Annotated in this window: 5 protein-coding genes; all 5 read right to left on the reverse strand. The window is 63.7% G+C overall.

Annotated elements, in window-relative coordinates:
- Positions 1-72 precede the first annotated feature (72 nt).
- Positions 73-11,682 (reverse strand): filamentous haemagglutinin family protein, encoded by an 11,610-nt coding sequence (locus RAD10_RS17875; RefSeq protein WP_461618555.1) that lies wholly within the window; start codon positions 11,680-11,682, stop codon positions 73-75.
- A 143-nt stretch (positions 11,683-11,825) separates the two neighbouring features.
- Positions 11,826-12,815: a FecR family protein gene (locus tag RAD10_RS17880; protein WP_461618556.1), complete on the reverse strand. Its 990-nt coding sequence runs from the start codon at positions 12,813-12,815 to the stop codon at positions 11,826-11,828.
- Positions 12,816-12,819: 4 nt separating this feature from the next.
- On the reverse strand, positions 12,820-13,422 hold the full coding sequence (locus RAD10_RS17885) for an RNA polymerase sigma factor (RefSeq protein ID WP_461618557.1): 603 nt from the start codon (positions 13,420-13,422) through the stop codon (positions 12,820-12,822).
- On the reverse strand, positions 13,419-14,009 hold the full coding sequence (locus RAD10_RS17890; protein ID WP_461618558.1) for a secretin and TonB N-terminal domain-containing protein: 591 nt from the start codon (positions 14,007-14,009) through the stop codon (positions 13,419-13,421). The genes RAD10_RS17885 and RAD10_RS17890 overlap by 4 nt, the downstream gene beginning before the upstream one ends.
- Before the next feature lie 369 nt (positions 14,010-14,378).
- Positions 14,379-19,190, reverse strand: a complete 4,812-nt coding sequence (locus RAD10_RS17895; RefSeq protein ID WP_461618559.1) for a LuxR C-terminal-related transcriptional regulator — start codon at positions 19,188-19,190, stop codon at positions 14,379-14,381.
- Positions 19,191-19,238 lie beyond the last annotated feature (48 nt).

The following is a 19,238-nucleotide window of genomic DNA, read 5'->3' on the forward strand; positions in this document are numbered from 1 at the left end:
GCCCCACCCGGCCGATCGATACGAACCGGCACGACCGCACGTCGGACCCGGATGCCTGCCCGCGCCCCTGCCTTAGAGCGACGCCTTGCGCCCCAGCCGCTGCAACAGCACGGCTCGCTCGTCCTCTGTCAGGTCCTTCAACTGATCGGCCGTGAACTCGCCATTGCCGAGCACGCGGAACATGCCGTTCGGGTCGTAGCTCTGCTTGTCGGGCGCCCGGCGTTTCTCATCCTCGCCCGGGTCGGGCTGGCGCCGCTCGCCGTCACCGCCGCCGTACCCGAGAACTTCGACGATGATCACCGACGGCCGGTCCGACGATCCCTGTTTGGTCACGTCTTTCACGGCGTCCGTTGCGGCCTTGTCCTTGGTCTCGAGCGAGAGCGGTGCAGTCTTGACCTCCGCTCTCGGCACACCCTTGCTCTGGCCCGAGACCTGGATGTTGTCCATGTTCACGATGTTGAAGCAGGCGCAGGTGAAATTGCCGTGGACGCGGATGCCGGCGTCACCGGCATTCACCGTGCCCTTGGGTGCGATCAGGCTGAGGTCGCCTTCCGGCACCCCCGTGAAGCCGAGGATCGTTCCGATGCCGCTGCCGGAAATATCGGCCTTCTCGAGCACGCGCGTCACGGCATCGATATCGGTCTGGATTTCCGGCGCCGACGAAACGCGCGCGGTCTTGGCGCCGCGGCCGGCGTCGATGTCGCCCTGCGTCGACCAGATGATCTCGTTGCCGCCGGCGAAGGTCAGGATGCGCGAGCGGTTCACGGTGACGCTGTCACGGGCGAACAGGTTGATGTCGCCGGGCCCCAGCGTCACGAGACCGAACTCCACCGGCGCCGGCTTGCCGAGCGCAGCAACTTGCAGGCCGCCACCGGGGGTCAAGACCTCGATGCCGCCGCCCGACATGGTTCGGAACTTGGCATTTCCGGTCCTGACGTCGCCCGCCCAGTCGGCACCCGGGAACAGCGTCTCGATCGCGGCATAGCCGCGGTTGTATCCACCGTTGCGCGGCTTGCCGTTGCCGTCGAGTGTGTTCTGGTCGTCGCCTGCCTCGCGCAGCTCCTGCATATAGACCTGCCGCACGAAGCGTTCGCGCACCAGCATTGGCAGAGCCTGGAATTTGCTCCAGGCATCGAGCGGCGACAGCAGCTCGCCGGTCACGTCCGCCATGAAGGAGATGATGCCCGCGCGCGTTTGGTGCGGCCCGGAGGAACGTAGCTCGAATTCCTCGGTGAGATAGAGCGGCACCACCGTGCCGTCCGCCAGCGTGATCTTGAGATAATCGGGCATCTTTCCGACATTTGCCGGATCGAGATAGGCCGCCAGGAATGCGTCATAGGACGGCTGCTTGCCCTTGAGGCCCGCCATCACCGTGATCGCCGCACTCCGGCCGGGCAGGCCGATGATCTCCGTGAAATCTTTCGGCCGATTGTTTGCATCATATTCCCGGTTTCCGGTCCCGAAGATCGACAGTTCCGGCGCGTAGACGTCGCGGCCCGCGCTCACCTGCACTGCGCCCGGCCCCTGCACATAGATCGAGCCCATCACCGGGCCGCCGATGATGTCATTGCCGGCCTCGAGCAACGACACGTCGGTCGGATGAATGTTACGCAGTGAGTAGTTGATGTTGCGGATGTCCGTGCCGGCGCGGAACCAGGTCTGCTCGTTGGCCATGACGCCGGCCGTGAAGATCGAACCGCTCTGGGTTGTGAGCGAGCCGACGATCGACCCGTTCAGGGCATAGACGCGGCTCGGCTCGTAGTCCCCCTCGTTCGGCAGATGGGCGGGATTGCGAAGATTGTACAGATGCAGCGTGTGGCCGGCGATATTGCTGGCCGGCGCGGAGAAGGGATTGACCAAAACGTTGTGGAGCCCGCTCAGGGTGTCCGGCGAGGAACCACCGAGGTTGACCGGAGAGGAAACGGTGCCTCCCACAGGCTCGAACGGTGACGGAATCATCTCGAGCGCAGCGCGGGACATGGCGATCTCGCCGACGAGGACGTCGTTTGCGGCGAGAAGCCGCAGCTCCGGATTTCTGCTCGGCATCGTGTACAGCGTGCTGTTCAGCACGGAGCCGTTCAGCGCCGTCACACGCGTTTTCGACGGATAGATATTTGCGGCCAGCGAGTTCACATTCGCAAACACCTGCAAGGCCGGCGTCGTTATGTCCTTGGACAGATATGTCGCCTGCCCGACCAGGATCACGTCGCCGCCCGTCGATGTCAAGTTGAGCGCGGTGCGCTCACTTTGACTGCTCATGAACGTCAGTTCGTGGGACATCCCCTTGCCGACCAGAAGCGGATCGAGGACAGTTTGCAGCCGCAGGTCGCCTGCGGTTCGCACGTCCAGGGTTGCGTCACCGAGCGACAGGATCGGGGCGATCGGATAGGTGACGATTTGCGTTCCTACCAGCGCCTTGACATCGCGCCCGACCACAAATTCACCTGCGGTAATCGTGCCGGCTCCCCGCCCGATGTAATAATAGCCGGCGCGAACGGCGCCGCCCGCCTCAACGGTCATCGCGCCGCCGTTGCGCAGTTCCAGGAGCTTTGTCTCCGTCGTGGAGCGCCCTCCCCGCACACGGCCATTGGTCGGCAGCGCGACCGTCAGATTGTTGAGATCGCCATCGGCGCGGATCTCGACATTGCCGCCGCCGAGCGCGCCGACCCCCCGCAGGAAGTTAGCGTAGTCAACCCACCAGGAGCTTTGTTGAGCCGGCATCTGGCCGTATGCGGAATGAGCCCAGGGACCGAAGACGTAGGCGTTATCCGTCGCTCCCTGCCGGTTTAGCCACTCCGAATAGTGCTGCATCTGCGAGCGGTCCGCCGGCAGGGCCACGTCGATATTGCCGCCGACCGCAACGGCGAGATGGCCGCCGCCCACCCCGTAGGTCGCGTTCGCCGGCGCGGTGGTGAAATCGTTGAACGCGGCGAGATCGCGCCGGCCAGCAGTATAGATCGAGGCGCCGCCTTTGAGCTGCAGATCGCCACGCGCCGCGATGTTGATGTCGCCGGTGCCGGTGCGAACCATGGTGATCGGATTGACGGTGGTCGTGGTCGGCCCGGGCTTGGTCGTCGCATAGAGCGAAGTGATGGTCGCAAGATTGGGGACGATCTTCGTCAGGTAGAAGTCCTTGAAGGTCGAGTACTTCGTGATGACGTTGAGGCGGCTGCCGCCGCTCGCGGCCGTGCTGGTCCATCTGAAGTCGGCCTGCGGTTGCGCCGGATTGGTGTTCAGGCCCTTCGCTGCGGCGTAATTATTCCAGAGGTCGAGCACGTAGCCGTAGGCTGGATCCGTCGGCAGACCGAAAGAAATCTGTGCGCTGGAATTGCTGTTGAGACGGGTGCCAGAGGTGGACTCCAGGCTCGCAGGCCAATCGGCGGGGTTCATCGTGGTCGAACCGGGCGCACTGCCCGCGCCAAAGCTGGCAACCGAGTCGACAAGAGCAGTCGCGGCGACGGAATTCAGGCCGCTGACGTAGGTGTAACCCGCCTGCTCGCTGAGGGTAATCTTGCCCGTCGCGCCGCTCGCGAGGCGCATCGGGTCGGCGCTTTCGCCCATCGGCGTGGCGCCCGCGACGAGCCCCAGACTCCAGGACGGCACCGCCACCCTCGAGCCGTCCGGCTCGGTGATGGAGGGGAACAAGACCGAATAAGCGAGCGTACTCGGCGCATTTGCGCCCGGAGAGTTGGCCTCTGCGCTATAGGGAACACCGACCAGCGTGGGCGGCGGCGTTACGGTTTCGGTTTTCCTCGTGCCGACCGTCGCAAAGGTGATACCGGCATAGACTGAAGGGTTGGTTGTACTCGCGCTGTCGTAGGGCGAGAGATTGGACGTGGTACTGGTGCGGCCGACGTTGAACACCATGCTCAGGTTCGTCGAGATGGTGCCTTTGGCGGCGACGTAGGTCGAGTCCAGCGGGTTGGCGAACTGGAAGAAGCCATCCGTCACGCTGCCCTTCAGATCGATATTGCCCCCGGCGCGCATAGTCAGGACGCCCGGCTCTCCGAGAATGCTGCCGCCGGTGCGATACACCATGGTCGTATGGTCACGGAGCAAAGCGCTTTCCTTGCCGGCAACCACATAGGCCTTGCCCAGTACCGGCTCGATCGCCATCACGCCAGCAGCGAGCGCCGAGGCCTGATTGACCACGCCAGCGCCGAGATTCCAGTTGCTCTTGAGCACGATGTCGCGGGAAAAATTGAGCTCCATGCCCGCGCGCGCGTGGAAGTTCGACTGGCTCGTCAGTGAGCCAAGATCCGCATAGCCGGCACTGACGTCGAAGTCGCGTACGAATTCGACCAGCGTGCCGGCGCCGTAATCCGCCAGCACGTTGAGCTTGCCGGCCGAGGCCGCCGTGAGATCGAGTTCGGCCTGGCCGCCGCTATTGACGGTGACGCCGACGAAGCGCGGATCGGATGCAAGCGTCGCAAGGTCGAAGCGTTTGTAGCCCTCCAGCACGATCTCGCGCGCGCCGTTGATCGTGCCGGCAAAGCTGACATTCACCTTGTCGGCCCCTGGCTGCTCGATGACAGGCGCACGCAGGGTGACCTTGCCGCCTTCGCCGCCCGCCACGTCGATCACGCCGCCCAATACCCGCAGCACGCCGTTCGAGATTCCCAGTGTGACTCGGCCGGAGCCGAGCCCGTCCACCGTGTCGGTCGCACCTGCCCGCAGCAGCGCCGCATTCGTCACGGTCAGACCCTGGCCGCCATAGATCGAGATCGAGCCGCCATAGGTCGCACGCGCGTCGACCGAGCCTGCGACGGTCACCGTACCCTGATCGGCAGCCAGCGCGAATTCCTCGGTCGTTGTCGCGCCGTCGAGCGTGACGTCGCCAGAGCGAATCCGGAAGCTGCGTGATTTGGTGAAGCCGGCGGCATTCAGGCGCTGGTTGAGCCCGCCGAAATCCGACAACGCGGCGATGTCGAGCGAGAAGGAGCCGCCGCGTTTGCCCGCCGCGGCCCTGGCATTGATCGTGCCCTCCAGCGTGACCTGGCTGCTGTCCTGTTCGATCGCGAGCGTGCCCGCACCGCCACCGATGGGACGTCCTTCGGAGTCGCGGGCCGAGCCGAGATCGAGGGTCGCGCCGGACGCGAGCAGCACCGAGCCGCCGCGGGCACCCAGCGAGATGGTTCCGGCATCGGCATATTCGGACACGTCGAAAAACTTCTTCTCGAAGCCCCCGACGTCGATTCGCGAACCTGCCGCGAGATTGACGTTGCCATTGGTGGCGTTCAGCTTGACCGTTCCGCCCAGCGCGTCAATGCGTCCGGCGAAATCGACGGCGCGGCCGGTGAGCGTCCAGCGGGAGCCGAGGCTGTCCTGGTCGCGCGCAGGGCTAGCCGTCCCGTGAGCAGCAACCGTCAGGATTCCGGTCGTGGTGACCGACTGCTGGCTGCCGCCCCGGCCGGTCATGACCGGCGCTGACAGAGTCAGCGCCGCGCCGGCAACATCGAGCGAGCCCTTGCCTTCGCCGGCAATGCGTGTCGTTCCCGTCAGCGCGATGGTGTCGAAGCCACGCAGTGCCTTGGCACCCTCGCCCAGGGTCAGCTCGGTTGCTGTCAGCTTCAAACTGCCATGACCAGCGCCAACCGGCTCGCTGAACGTACTCGCCGTATTTTCCAGCACAACCCGATTGCCGTTCACCGCGATCTCGCTGTTGCCGCGGCCCACCAGCCCTGCGGCATCGAGCGTTACGGCCTGGAGGCCCGACAGGTCCACCGCGCTGTGAAAATCGATGGTTGAATAGCTGCGCAAGGTCAGGTGCTGGGTGTTGTTGAGCGCGGTCAGCGCCGCGGCATCGAGCACCAGTCCGCTGCCACCGCCGAAGCCGATCCGGCCCGACGCCAGGGACAACGCTGCGCCCGCCAAGCGCGCTTGGGCGACGAGGGCGTTTCCTGTGGCGTCGATCAGAAGACTCTTGCCGCCATCGAGGACGGCACCGGCACCGATCTTCACCTGGCCGCCGACGGTCGTATCGACGTTCTTGCGGCGGACCCGCACCGCATCGCCGTTGGACAGGCGGATCAAAGCACCCCAGTCGCGATCGGACGCTTGCGGGGCCATCACGAGATCGCCGGCGCCGGTCGGCGCCTCGCCGCGCGCGACGATGACGCTGCCTGCGGAGACATCGATCGTGTCGCTTGCAGCCAGGATGATCTCCGGTCCCGTCAACACCGAATTTGCACTGTTGCGCACGACGATGTCGTGAGCCTGCACATCAACGCGCAGACCGCCGACGTCGCCGCTGCGGAAACCACCGACCAGCAGGCTGCCGGCGCCGAAGCTGGACAGAGCAGCGGCATCGATGACCAGATAACCATCGGCCCGCAAGGTGCCGGCGCTCTGGTCGGCACCCAGGATTGCGATCTTGTTGGCGGCGATATCGACCAGGCCGCCGCGGCCACCCACTGCGGCCTGAGAATGCAACTCGCCCTTCAAGATCAGGTCCTGCGTCGCCTTGAACACCACCGAGCCGCCGTCGACCGGCAGACGCGGCGTGACGATCTGCTGACCTGTGAGCCGATACTGTGTCAGCTTGAACGCATCGGAGGCGAAGAAGGTATTGGCGAAGGCTTCATTGTACTCGCTGTACTGCCGGAGCACCGAGCCCGACATCACGCGCCACGCGGACGACTGCTGGTCGCGGCTGCCGTCGAGCGCATTGGCGCGATAGCCGGACACGATCGCCGTGCCGTCGGCCATTACCGCGGACGTCGTCGCCCGGCCTGTCGAACCGGCGACCGACTGGATCGCATAAGCACCCGGAAGCATCGCGTAGGAGGCGGGCAGCAGCGTGTACCAGCCTGCCGGCAATCCGCTGCCGGCGTCGAGCCAGATGCGATCTCCGCTGCGGATCGAGGCCGAGCTGGGTGTAGTCGCCCCCCCGAAAGCCGGCATGACCGCAAACATGCCCGGAAGCGCCAGCATGTCGTGCGAGCCGCCCGGTCCCGGCACGTGCTCCCATGCCATCAAGTCGCCGCCGCCTCTGATGTTCACCGCCGATCCGGGGGCGAGCTCGACTGTTGGCGCCTCGAGCGTCACGCGCTTTTCCGGCAGGCTGGCAATGGTTGTCGGCAACGGCCCGGTCGTCACCGTCCAGTTTTCGTTGTTGCTGAGAGCACCGTAAGGCAGCACGAGGCCCTCGCCGGTCACCGAGGTGACACTGCCGGAGCCGAGGGTGAGGCGCTGGCTGGCCTTGAGCGTGATCTGGCCAAACGGCGCACGCAGGGTGCCGTTCTGCTCGATAGTCGGAGCTTCGAGCGTCAGGGTCCCGCCGGCCGACAGCGCCAGACCGGGAGTTCCGTTCTGCTCCACGATCAACTTGTCGCTGGCCCTGATCGTCGCATTGATCTGCGAGGTGGGATAGATCTGACCGGCCTTCATGATCAGCGTGCCATCGACGTCCAGGAACGCGGATTGGCTGACATTGCTGTGCGTCAGCCGGATGTCGCTCGCCTCGAGCACCGTTCGTTCGAAGCCGCGGATGTTTGCCTGCACGATGTCGATCACGGACCCGGCCAGCGTCAGCGTCCCCGCACGCGCCGGATTGCTCGGTGCCAGGCTGAACAGCGAGATGTAAGGCGCCCAGAATCGCGAGCTGGCGCCGTTGCCGTTGATCAGGGATCCCGTAATCGAAATCGAGCCGCTGAAGGCGAGGTCGACACCATCCAGCCGTGTCGTCGACGGGAGAACGAGATCGGCGAAGCCGGCCCCCTGCAGGCTCGAGCTGCGCACGACCATACCAGACTGGGAAGCCGCCGTTTCGGACAGGATTACGGTCGACAGCGCAGACGCCAACGTCACCTTGCCGCCACGTGCGCCACTGCCTCCACTCTGGCCGAGCCAAGTGCCCTGGACCAGCCCCCGCTGTGCCTTGACGCTGATGGAGCCGCCATTGCTGGCGAGGGTGACTGGCGCGAACCGGTGGTCATCCGACTCGATGTCGAATACGCCGCTGGCGCCCGCGACGTCAACCAGCGAACCGGATTCGAACGCGACCGCGGCGGACTCGAACGCGACCGCGCCGCCATTGCGTACGACGCCGCTGCGATGCCCCATGACATCGGTTTCGCCGACGGCCGTCCCCCGCGCGATGATCGCGCCGGTACTACCAACAACGATCAATCCCGCGCTTGTTGCGAGATTGATCGTGCCAGCCAGCGCCTCCACTTTGCCGGCAATCCGCAACGTGCCGGTCGAAGAATTAACCAGGGACAGCGCAATCGTGCCGCCGGTGTCCGTCCGCACCGTCGCCCCCGCGCCGACCGTCAATGACCCGCCGCTGAGCGAGAGCGACGTCGGCTTGAGCGCCAGGCGCTGCGACGGCGACAACACGGCGAGCGGACCCATCTCGCTGATCGACGTGCCCGTGCTGAAGCTCGAGACGTCGACGCCCTTGAGATCAACGTTGTATGGGAGCTGCGTGACGCTTACTCCTTCGGCGATCGTGATATCGCCGCCCGTGGAGATCTGGAGCGAACGGAAACCACGCTCCGCGAACAAGGTTTCCGACAGGCGGACGGTGTTGGGGGACGTCGGCGTACCGCCTCCGATCTGCAGCGACTCCATAGTCAGATTCATGGCCAGACTGCCGCCGGAGCCAGCCGCATAAGCGCGCATATCGACGTTCGCCAACTCCGCCACTTCGGTCGTGTTCAGCGTAATCTTGCCCGCGTCGCCGAATTTCACTTGCGGCTTGCCGCCGCGCAGCCTGTACCAGCCACCGCCGGATACATCGAGCACGACGCCCGGCTGATAGTGGGCCTGATCGAGCGTGATGCTGCCGCCATTGACGACCGGCGGCAGCGCGGAAGCAGCGCCGCCTTTCACCTGGTTGACCCATTGGCCGCTCACGTCGATGGCCGCACCGGCTCCGAATGACACGTTCTCCGCGCCCAAGAGGTTGACACTGCCGCCGGGTGCGTGAATCACCCCGTCGATCTTGAAATCCTGGCTATATGCAACGGTGGAATTGGCCTTGATCGAAAATGTGCTGCCCGGCGTCAGCTCGAGCGTCGTGCCCTTCTCGATCGTGACGTTATTGGAGACGTAGAGCTCGATCTTCCCCAGTCCGGCATCTGCAAGCACATCCGAGTCGAGATAGGTCGTTCGCAACCGGAACGAATCCTGGTTGCCGGGAGCGCCCGAATACCAGGTGGACGGAAGCTGCGACGTGGCTGTGAAATTCGTCGGCAGCTGTGTGGGATCCTTGGAGATCACGAGCTTGCCGAGCAGCCAGAGCCGATCTTCGTCGCCGTCGCCGCCAAACGTCAGCGAGCCGGCCTTGGCGGTCTTGCCACTTACTGACTGACGCTCGCCGACGATCACGCCGCCCCAGTAGCCGCCCTCCAGCGCAACACCTTCGGTGGCGTAGAACTGGATGGCGCCGGCGTCACGTCCCTCGGTGAAGCCACGTTCGAAGTGGCTCGTCGACCACGGCGTGCTCCAGGAATCCGATTTACCCCAATTGTTGTGCGTGCGATTGAACCCGCCGGCGAAACCGACATAGATCCTGTCAGGCGTCGCCGAGGCGATGTCATAGATTTTTCCATCGGCGCCGAGCAGCTTCGTCGAGTTGACCATTCCGTCCTGATAGCGGAACGACCCGCCCGAGACATCGAGCAGCGAGCCCTGACGGGTGATGATCGAGCCGGCCGATTTGAGCGTGATGTTGCCGCCAATGGTCGACAGCTCGGCGAGATTTGTCTTGCTGTTGCCGATCCAGGCCGAGACGTCGCCCAGCGGCGTCCCGATCCATTCGCCCGCGGCCCCTCCCCAGTTCACGCCGGCCATGGCGCCATCGGCGAAGACGCCACTGGCGCTGCGATCGACCGTGATCTTCTGGCCCCGCAGCCACGAATTCCGGAGCAGCGGTGAATCACGCAGCTCGTTGATGCGCAATTCGGCCTGCACGAATCTCCGCGACATCGGGATCAGGACGTCCTGCACGCCGGCGGCGCTGACATAGGCATCCTCGCCGATATAGATCCGGCTACCGTCACGGACCGGCGTCTCGCCGTTGATGGGCTCCTCGGTGGGCGCGGGCACGGTGCTGGCCACGATGCTGATGGTGCCGGCGGGAACCAGGATGTTCGCCTGCGCCCCGATATCGATCAGGTTACCGCGTAATTCGACGCGCCCCGGCTTGTAGCGCGTAGCCTTCGCCGTCTCCTCGATCTCACTCGTGTCGCTGGCATCAGGCAGAACGGCGGTGACGCTGCCCGGCGAAAGATGCAGGTCACCCGTCTTCCAATACACCAGCTGGGCGTCGAGGCTGCCGCTCGAGGCCATCATGCCGTTGCTGTAGGCATCCAGCCGGATCGATCCTTCGCGGTTGTTGAGCGCGGTTGCCGCCAGCATCACGCCGCCCTGGAAGATCTCGCGCCCCATCACGGTGATGTTGCCGCGATCGGATTGCACGACGCCGGTGTTCACGACCTTGTAGCCGACCGATGCCGCGCGCGCGTACATCTCGGGCAGCAGGATGTCGCGAACGCTTTCGCCCCAGGGTTTCTCCGTGAAGAGGTCCCAGCCGGCGATCGCACCCATCAAATGGTTGTAGTTGAACAGCCAGGGCATCGGGGCCGTCACGGCGACGTCCACACCGCGCACGTCGCTCGGATTGGTTCTCAGATAGACCTGTTCGCCGGCAGCCATGATGATCTGGCCGTCGGGGACGCTGATTTGGCCGGCATTGGAAACGATCGGCGCGAACAGCATCGCCTTGCCGCCAGTCTTCGCGCTGATCTGAGCTCCAGCCTGGATGGTGACGTCACCCGGCACGCCATCCGGCGTGAAGCGCGCAGGTTGGCTCGGATCGGTGGCCGGCTTTTGCGAATTGGCCAGCCGCGGATTGTATTCGCCGAAGGTCGGCAGGTGAATGTCATTGGTGAGCACTATGGAGGTGTTGATCCCAGCCAGGAACTGCGCGTTCGACAAGGCGAGAGATGTGGCCACGAGGGTGCCGACATCCACCTGGCTGGAGCCACCGAAGATGATACCGTTCTTGTTGATGATATAAACCTGCCCCTCGCTCCTGATGGTGCCGAGAATCTGGCTGGGAACGAGGCTTGGGTCGAGCACACGGTTGAGCGCGATCCAGTTGGCGGCGCCACCCCCTCCGGCGGACTGGTTGAAGTACAAGTCGGTGTCGCGTCCGACATTGAACTTGTTCCAGGTCAGGATCGCCTTCTGCTGGTTCTGCACGACCTCGACCTGGACCCGCCCATTTGAGCTTGTCGATTGGGTCGGCTGAGCGGCGCCGGTCCAGGCCGGTTGTCCGTCGATCACCGCGGCGGGATTGCTGGTCGGATTGAGGCCTCCGGGAGCCAGACCATTCGGCACATTCGGAAGCAGATTGCCGGGATGATTTTTGTTCAGGCCGAGATTATTCGGACCGATCAACGCGCCGGCTCTCGCCGCCGCCTGCACATCGCGCATCGCGCGGAGCGACGCGTTGATCCGGCTCATCGCTTGTGCCGACGCGATCGACGCCGCCTGCCCCGCCGCGTTGGTCGTCACGGCGACGTTTGCCACCGGGCTCGCGCTGCCGCCGCCGAGGTTGCGCGCATCGGCCGCAGCCGACCCCACCAGCAACGCAGCCACACTGGCACCGCTGAGGAACATCGCGTGCCTGACGGACCGGAACGAGCGAAAACGGACGGGACGGTGGGACAAGACGGCATTCCTTCTGGCAGCACGGCCAAACCCGATGAAGGGTCGCGCCTCGTCATCCCCAGCGATGACGATCTAGCTCTAAGACGGAAGCCTGTAGGCGAACGCGCACGGTTTCTGTGTGAAAGTTTCTTGTCAGCGGGACGTCAGCCCAACAGAACCAGGCCGCCCGGCAGCTTGCGGGCCTTGACATCGAAGGCCTGTTCGAGGCGCACGAGGATTTCATCCATCTGATCGATGCGGAAGCGGCCACTCACCGGCTTCTGCGCGAGGCCCGGATTGACAAGGAGAATCCGGCCGGCGCGATAACGATTGACCTCGTCCACCACATCCGCGAGCGGGGTAGCCCGGAACAGGACGATTCCGCGTTGCCAGGCGGATTCCGCCTCTGCGTCAATCGCGGCAACCCGACCGAGCCCGCCGGCGTCGTAACGCAAGCTCTGCGCCGGGCCGATGACGGCAGAACTGTCGTTGCGCTCGATGCGCACCTGTCCGTCGAAGCAGGCGACGCTCACCACCGTGCCGGCCGGACCGTTCATGCAACGCACGTCAAAACGTGCATGGCGGCCGATCGAACGCCCATCCGCCGCCAACACGACGAGCGGACGTACGCTCTCGACCGACTCGAAGAGCGCTTGCCCTGCAAGCAGCTCCAGGCGATTGCCCTCCCCGCCAGCGGGGTGGACCGCAATGCTGGTCTGCGTATTCAACCGGACCGCGACGTTCTCCGCCGGACTGACTTGCCGCTGCTCGCCAACGGCCGTTCTGTAGTCGGCATTCAGTTCGCGGAGGGACGGCCACAGGCCGAGCGGCGGGTTGGCAACAGCGACATAGGCGGCCGCGGTGGCAGCCAGCCCGCCCCCGAGAAGGAGCCGGCGATCGAGCACCGGGCGTGACGTCTGGTGGACGGGCAACGCCTCGATTTGGCTGCGCGGAATGCTCGCGCCGGCCCGGCGGATGTCGCGCCATACACCGCTCGCCGCAGCGAAGGCAGCCGCATGCTCCGGGCTCGCGGCACACCATCGCTGCAAGGTCTCGGCATCGGCCGACGTCGCATGTCCGGAATCGATGCGCTGGACCCACGCGATCGCCTCGCGTTGCAGCAGGTCGAGCCTTTGCGTCTGTCCCTGAATCATGGAGTCATTCAGCCTGGTCGTGGTCGCGATCACCGCGCGGCGGCGACAGGTCTCGGTTCAATGACGAATTTCGCTGGTCCGGTGCGCAATCCGTGTCACTCATTTGCCTTTGCCGCGCCAGACAATACTCATGGGCGAGTTGCAGCTCCTTTGAGACGAGGCGCAAGGATACGCCAAGGCGATCCGCGATCTCCTGCCGCGCCATGTTGTCCACCCTGGCCGCGAGCAGGATGGTGCGACGGCGCGGCGGCAGCTCAGCGAGTATGGCGGCCATCGCATCCAGATCCGACCGCGCCTCCGCGACTTCGGCGGGACCAGGCGTCTCGTCGGCGACCTCGAGCAAATGCTCGATGTCGATCTTCGTTAAACGGCGCTTTTCAGCGCGACGATGGTCGTGTGCCACGTTGAAGAGTATGCGCAGCAGATAGCTGGCCGGATTGTGCAAGGTGCCAATCGTCGTATCCGTGCGGGCAAGGCGCAGCCAAGTGTCGTGCAGGACGTCACCTGCCATCTCGGACGAGCCCAGGCGGCGGGTCAAGCCCCGCTTGAGATCGTCATATCGGTCGAGCAGCAGCCGGCGCAGCATCGCCACGGAGGCCTCGGTCACCGCACGCCTCCGGCCGCCTGCGGCAACACCGTCGCACCACAACTCATTGTGACGCCCGAGGCCTGCGGCAGGACCACGATCAATACCGGCTGTGCAAAGCCGGGGGGCACCGGGGCACCCACACTGAACTGTCGAAGCGCGCTGTCGATGCCGCGGTCCAGCTCGGCCGTGCCGGCCGATCCAAGTCGTTCGAACCTGGCTACGGCCCCCGACGGCGCGATCCAGACCAGGGCCGCGATACGATAGCTTCCCGGCCGCGCACCGTTGGTCCGGCACAGAGCATTGCGCAGCCGCGCCTGAACGACACCATAGTATTGGCGCGCGAGAGCAGCAGCACTTTCTTCCGGCGGTCCGGCAGCTTCGGGCGCCGGGGCTAGAACGAACGAGCCGTCTTTCAGGAAGCGGGCGGTAAGGCCGGTGCCCGCAAGCAGCAGCTGTAGCGCCGTCTCCGGTTCAAAGTTGCCCTTGACGGCTTCTGAGGTGCGGCCCTGCGCAAGCGCCGGACTGTAGAGGACTTCGCGACCGGTCGCATCGCCGTATCGCTCGAGTGCGGAGGCAAGCTGCTGGGCCGGAATGTCGAACGACATAGGCGCGGACATTTCCGAACTCGCGCGCGGCGACCCGATTGTTGCACCGTTTGGCTCCGCTTCGGCTGCAACGGCCGCAAACATCAAACACACAGCCAGATACGGCACGCGACGTGACACCGATCAATTGCTCCGGCAAGCCATCAGCACCGCGAGAGGCGAATGACGATCGTCCCGAACCCTTGCCTGGATGCCACAAGAAGTTCTCAATATACGAACGTTTCTTGACAAGGATATGTCACTGATCACTTCCCGAGCCGGAAGCACGCAATCGGCGCGGCGCCCGCTCTCGAGCACTGGCCCGAGCTTTCAAAGAAGGTCGGTTGCGTGAATCACGAAGATTGCATCGATCAATAACGATGGAGCGCTTCAAATCAGGAAGTCATGAGGCGCGGCGTGATGCGGAACGTTATGAACGGGGGCGACCGCGTGTTCGTCCATTGCATTAGGAATCGATTTGCCGATGACGTGGAGGTCCTTTTCCTGACCGGGCGAAACGTGCGGACCGAGCGGGCTATCAAGTTCAACTACCGCGCCGAATGTGGGAGGAGTCGCATAGCTGTCGAAGCGAAACGCCAATTCCGCGCGGCCAATCTCGGAGGCAATTTTAGCCGGCTGTACGGGTTCCAACGCGGTTGCAGCAGGTTGCGCAGCCTGCGGCCAGTTTCCGGCCTTACTGCCATTTGCGACGCTCGGTTCGACCATCTCGGCTGCTTCCGGTGCGTCTTCAGAGCCGTGTGAATCGTGCCCGGAGTTGCCATGCTCCACGACGGTCGATTCTTCCCCAGCTGACGCGGCCGCAACTTCCAAAACCGGCGCGCGATGCTCGGCGCCATTTCCCGGTGCGAAGTCAGCTTCAGCCAACTCCGTGGCTGCCGCCATTGCTGGCCCTGGCTCTGAAACGTGCTGTGAGTCACCGCGGCCCGCGCTACCGGCCGTTGCGATGCCCGGCTCACCGATCTCAGCTGCTTCAGGTGCGTCTGAAAAACTTGAGTGCCCCGAATTTCCGCGTTCCACGCCATCTGCTTCAGCCGTTTTCGCCGAACCTGGCGAAGCTTCCGAAGCCTGGAAATGATGCTCGTTGTCGTTACCGAAATTGTGCCCTTGCATAGAACCAGCTTCAGTCAACTCCGTGACTGCCGCCTTTGCAGGCCCTGGCTCTGAATTGTGCTGTGAGTTATCGCGGCCCGCGCTACCGAGGTCTGGCTCAGGGTCGGCTGCTTCCGGTGATTTTGCAGAGGTTGAGTGCCCCGAATTGCCGCGTTCCACGCCATGTGCGTCTGCCGTCTTCGCCGAACCCGGCGAAGCATCCGAAGCCGGGAAATGATGCTCGTTGTCGTTGCCGAGACTGTGCCCTTGCACAGAACCAGATTCAGCCAACTCCGTGAGTGCCGCCTTTGCAGACCCTGGCTCTGAATCGTGCTGTGAGTTATCGCGGCCCGCGCTACCGAGGCCTGGCTCAGGGTCGGCTGCTTCCGGTGGTTTTGCAGAGGTTGAGTGCCCGGAATTGCCGCGTTCCACGCCATGTGCGTCTGCCGTCTTCGCCGAACTTGGCGAAGCATCCGAAGCCGGGAAATGATGCTCGTTGTCGTTGCCGAAATTGTGCCCTTGCATAGAACCAGCTTCGGTCAACTCTGTGGCCGCCGCCTTTGCAGGCCCCTGCTCTGAAACGTGCCGTGAGTAACCGTGGCCCGGGTTACCTGGGGCACCAGGGTTGGCTGCTTCCGGTGGTTCTGCAGAGGTTGAGTGCCCCGAATTGCCGTGTTCCGCGCCATCTGCTTCTGCCGTCTTCGCTGACCCTCGCGAAGCCTCCGAAGCGGGCGGATGATGCTCGTTGTCATTGCCGACGCCATTCCCCCGCACGACGCCGGCTTCGGTCAACTCCGCTGCCGCCTTTGCAGACCCTTTCTCCGAAGCTTGCTGTGAGTTACCGCCGCCCGCGCTACCGGCCTTTGCAACGCCTGGCTCACCAGGGTCGGCTGCTTCCCGTGGCTTTGCAAAGGTTGAGTGTCCCGAATTGCCGTGTTCCACGCCATCGGCTTCTGCCGTCTTCGCTGACCCTCGCGAAGCGTCTGAAGCGGGGAGATGATGCTCATTGTCATTTCCGACGCCATTTCCCCGTTCGAAGCCGGCTTCGGTCAACTCCGCTGCCGCCTTTGCAGACCCTTTCTCCGAAGCGTGCTGTGAGTTACCGCCGCCCGCGCTACCGGCCTTTGCAACGCCTGGCTCACCAGGGTCGGCTGCTTCCCGTGGTTTTGCAGAGGTTGAGTGTCCCGAATTACCGTGTTCCACGCCATCGGCTTCTGCCGTCTTCGCTGACCCTCGCGAAGCCTCTGAAGCGGGGGGATGATGCTCATTGTCATTGCCGACGCCATTCCCCCGCACGACGCCGGCTTCGGTCAACTCCGCTGCCGCCTTTGCAGACCCTTTCTCCGAAGCGTGCTGTGAGTTACCGCCACCCGCGTTACCGGCCTTTGCGACTCCTGGCTCACCAGGGTCGGCTGCTTCCGGTGGCTTTGCAGAGGTTGAGTGCCCCGAATTACCGTGTTCCACGCCATCGGCTTCTGCCCTCTTCGCTGCCCCTCGCGAAGCGTCTGAAGCGGGGGGATGATGCTCATTGTCATTTCCGACGCCATTCCCCCGTTCGAAGCCGGCTTCGGTCAACTCCGCTGCCGCCTTTGCAGACTCTTTCTCCGAAGCGTGCGGCTTCTCCGAAGCGTACTGTGAGTTACCGCCGCCCGCGCTACCGGCCTTTGCAACGCCTGGCTCACCAGGGTCGGCTGCTTCCCGTGGCTTTGCAGAGGCTGACCGCCCCGAATTGCCGTGTTCCACGCCATCGGCTTCTGCTGACTTCGCTGCCCCTCGCGAAGCCTCCGAAGCGGCGGGATGATTCTCGTTGTCATTGCCGACGCCATTCCCCTGCATGAAGCCGGCGTCAGTCGATTCCGCTGCCGCCCTTGCAGACCCTGGCTCCGAAGCGTGCTGTGAGTTATCGCCCGCTGCGATGCTAGAGCCAGCCCCCCCATTGATCGGCTCATTCTTCGATGTGAGATTTTCAACTGCCGTGACCGTCGCGCTATGAGAAAGCGCGACCGGTGATACATGAGCCGACCCGCCGGACCCATCATCGCTCTCATTCGTTGTACCCACCGAATCGCTAGTGAAGGTTCTGAACCTGGTCGCTCCCCCTGAGCCGGTCCGAGCCTGCCCGAATTCGAACGTCAAGCCGTTGTCGGCCAGAGTGCTCCAAACTGCAGCGGTCCCGAGTGTGCTCTCGCTCGTCCCGATAACTGTTTGGGCACTATCCGCACTCAGAACAGCTTCGGTTGCGGCCGCCGATGTCAGCGCTTCGAGCTGCTCCAGGGTGATCGCGACAGCCGCGCCTTCCGGCTGGCCGACGAAATCCGACTCCGCAATGGAGACAATCCCCTGCAGATGGATTTCCAGCAGGCCCCGGTCCCCGACATCAAGACTCCGATCGGTCGGATTCACGTAGACGATCGTTTCGTCGGTTGCGGGATTGTAGATCCAAGCGAGGGTGTGCGGCGGTATGGACTTGCTTGCTGCCGTCATATGGAGCCAGGCAAGCGCTCCGAAAGCTGCAAGATTGATCCTGCTCGATCCAGATGCGAAATCGAATCCAGAGTGGGAAGAGGTCGAATTGGAATCGATCGGGGAGCGATAAACAACGTTTTCGCCAACGTCGCCGCCCATCAGTTGATCGCGGCCATCTCCGCCAATACCGGCATCGCGACCAGAGCCCAGTGAGCCATGGGGTTCTTGCAGGTTGTCGTCCGCAGCACCATGACTCATTTCGTTCGAAGCGCCTTCTCCAGCGACGCGTTCGTTGCCGGTGGTCACAAGCGCGGCAGGCAGGCGCAAATCGTGCAAAGGGAAAGCCGGGGGAAAGCCGTCTACATCATTGGTATCGGCATCGGTTATCGCGGCCAGTTTTGTGGTCGCATTCTCGCCGGTGACCACCACGAAGCTGTCGATCGACGCTTTGCCCGGGTCATGCAATTGCGCGGCAAGATGGGGGTCGTTCAGTGCGTAGATCAACGCAGCGGTCAGAGTGGCGAAGGTGCCATACCCTTCGTGTTTCAACGTCGGAGTGGAAGCAAGCCGCGGGAACTGATGTTCAGCGGCCGGGTCAACACCGATCTGTGCGTCGCTGGTTCCCCGCAGCAATGGCGTAGGAAGATTGGGCGTGCCCGATCCAACAGGGCCGTAGTCTTTCCACGGTTTCGAGCCTACGGATTGCTCAGCCGGGCGCAGCGTTTCTATTGCCGCCGCCGGGTCCGTGACCAGGCTCGCCTTGGCAAAGGAGTCCTTCTGTGTGGGCGTCTCGCCAGATTCCCAGACTACGAAGTGTCGGAGAATAGCTCGTTTCCAGGGCTCATATTCGGCATGCTCTCCCGCGCGACCGACGCTGTCGTCATCCGGATCCACGTCGTTCGCTTCCGACGCCTTGAGTTCGTCCGCAATTGCGACCGCCAGAAACGCCAGGGCAAGCAGGCCGAAGCCCGACGGTCGCTGCAACAACGCGAGCGTAGCGAGCACAGTTCTGTTGGTAATCTCAAGCTTCTGAAATATGTTGTATAGGTGTACTTTGACTGTCCCTGGGGAAACGTTTAGCTGGCGCGCAATCTCCTTGTTTGACATTCCTTCTGACACTAGTCGTACAATTTGAAGTTCCCGGTGCGTCAACAGCTCCAGCATCGTTTCCACTTTGCCGCCGCCGTCAGCTCCCTGGCCGGCTGGCAAGAGATCGGATTGCTCGCGCGACACACTGCGCTCTGTCATCAGGCGCAGTAATCGCAGCATAGTGTCCGAGGAAGCATGCTTCGAGATTACGCTGGAGGCGCCAGCAGCAATAGCGGCGGCTAGATCGTGATCTGCTTCGGATTCGGTAAACAACACCAAGCGCGTGGAGAGATTCTCAGCTTTCGCAATCGCGAGGATCTCGGGGACCGTCAGATCTGGCAGGTTGTCAGCAACAAGCGTGACGTCGGGTGTCAAACTCCGAATTGCTTCGAGACACCTTGTCCCATCGCTGCACGATGCGACAACGTCGAAGTCCTGCTGTGCCCCGAGTACCGACTTCAGCCCCTGTAGAACGATCGGTTGTCGATCTACGATCAGAAGCCGGATCCGTCTCTGCTTCACAGATACGTCTAACATGGACTCTGCCTCGGCCCGGCCATCTATGTACTTCGGCATATGGCCGAC

Source organism: Bradyrhizobium sp. 23AC, assembly GCF_054863025.1.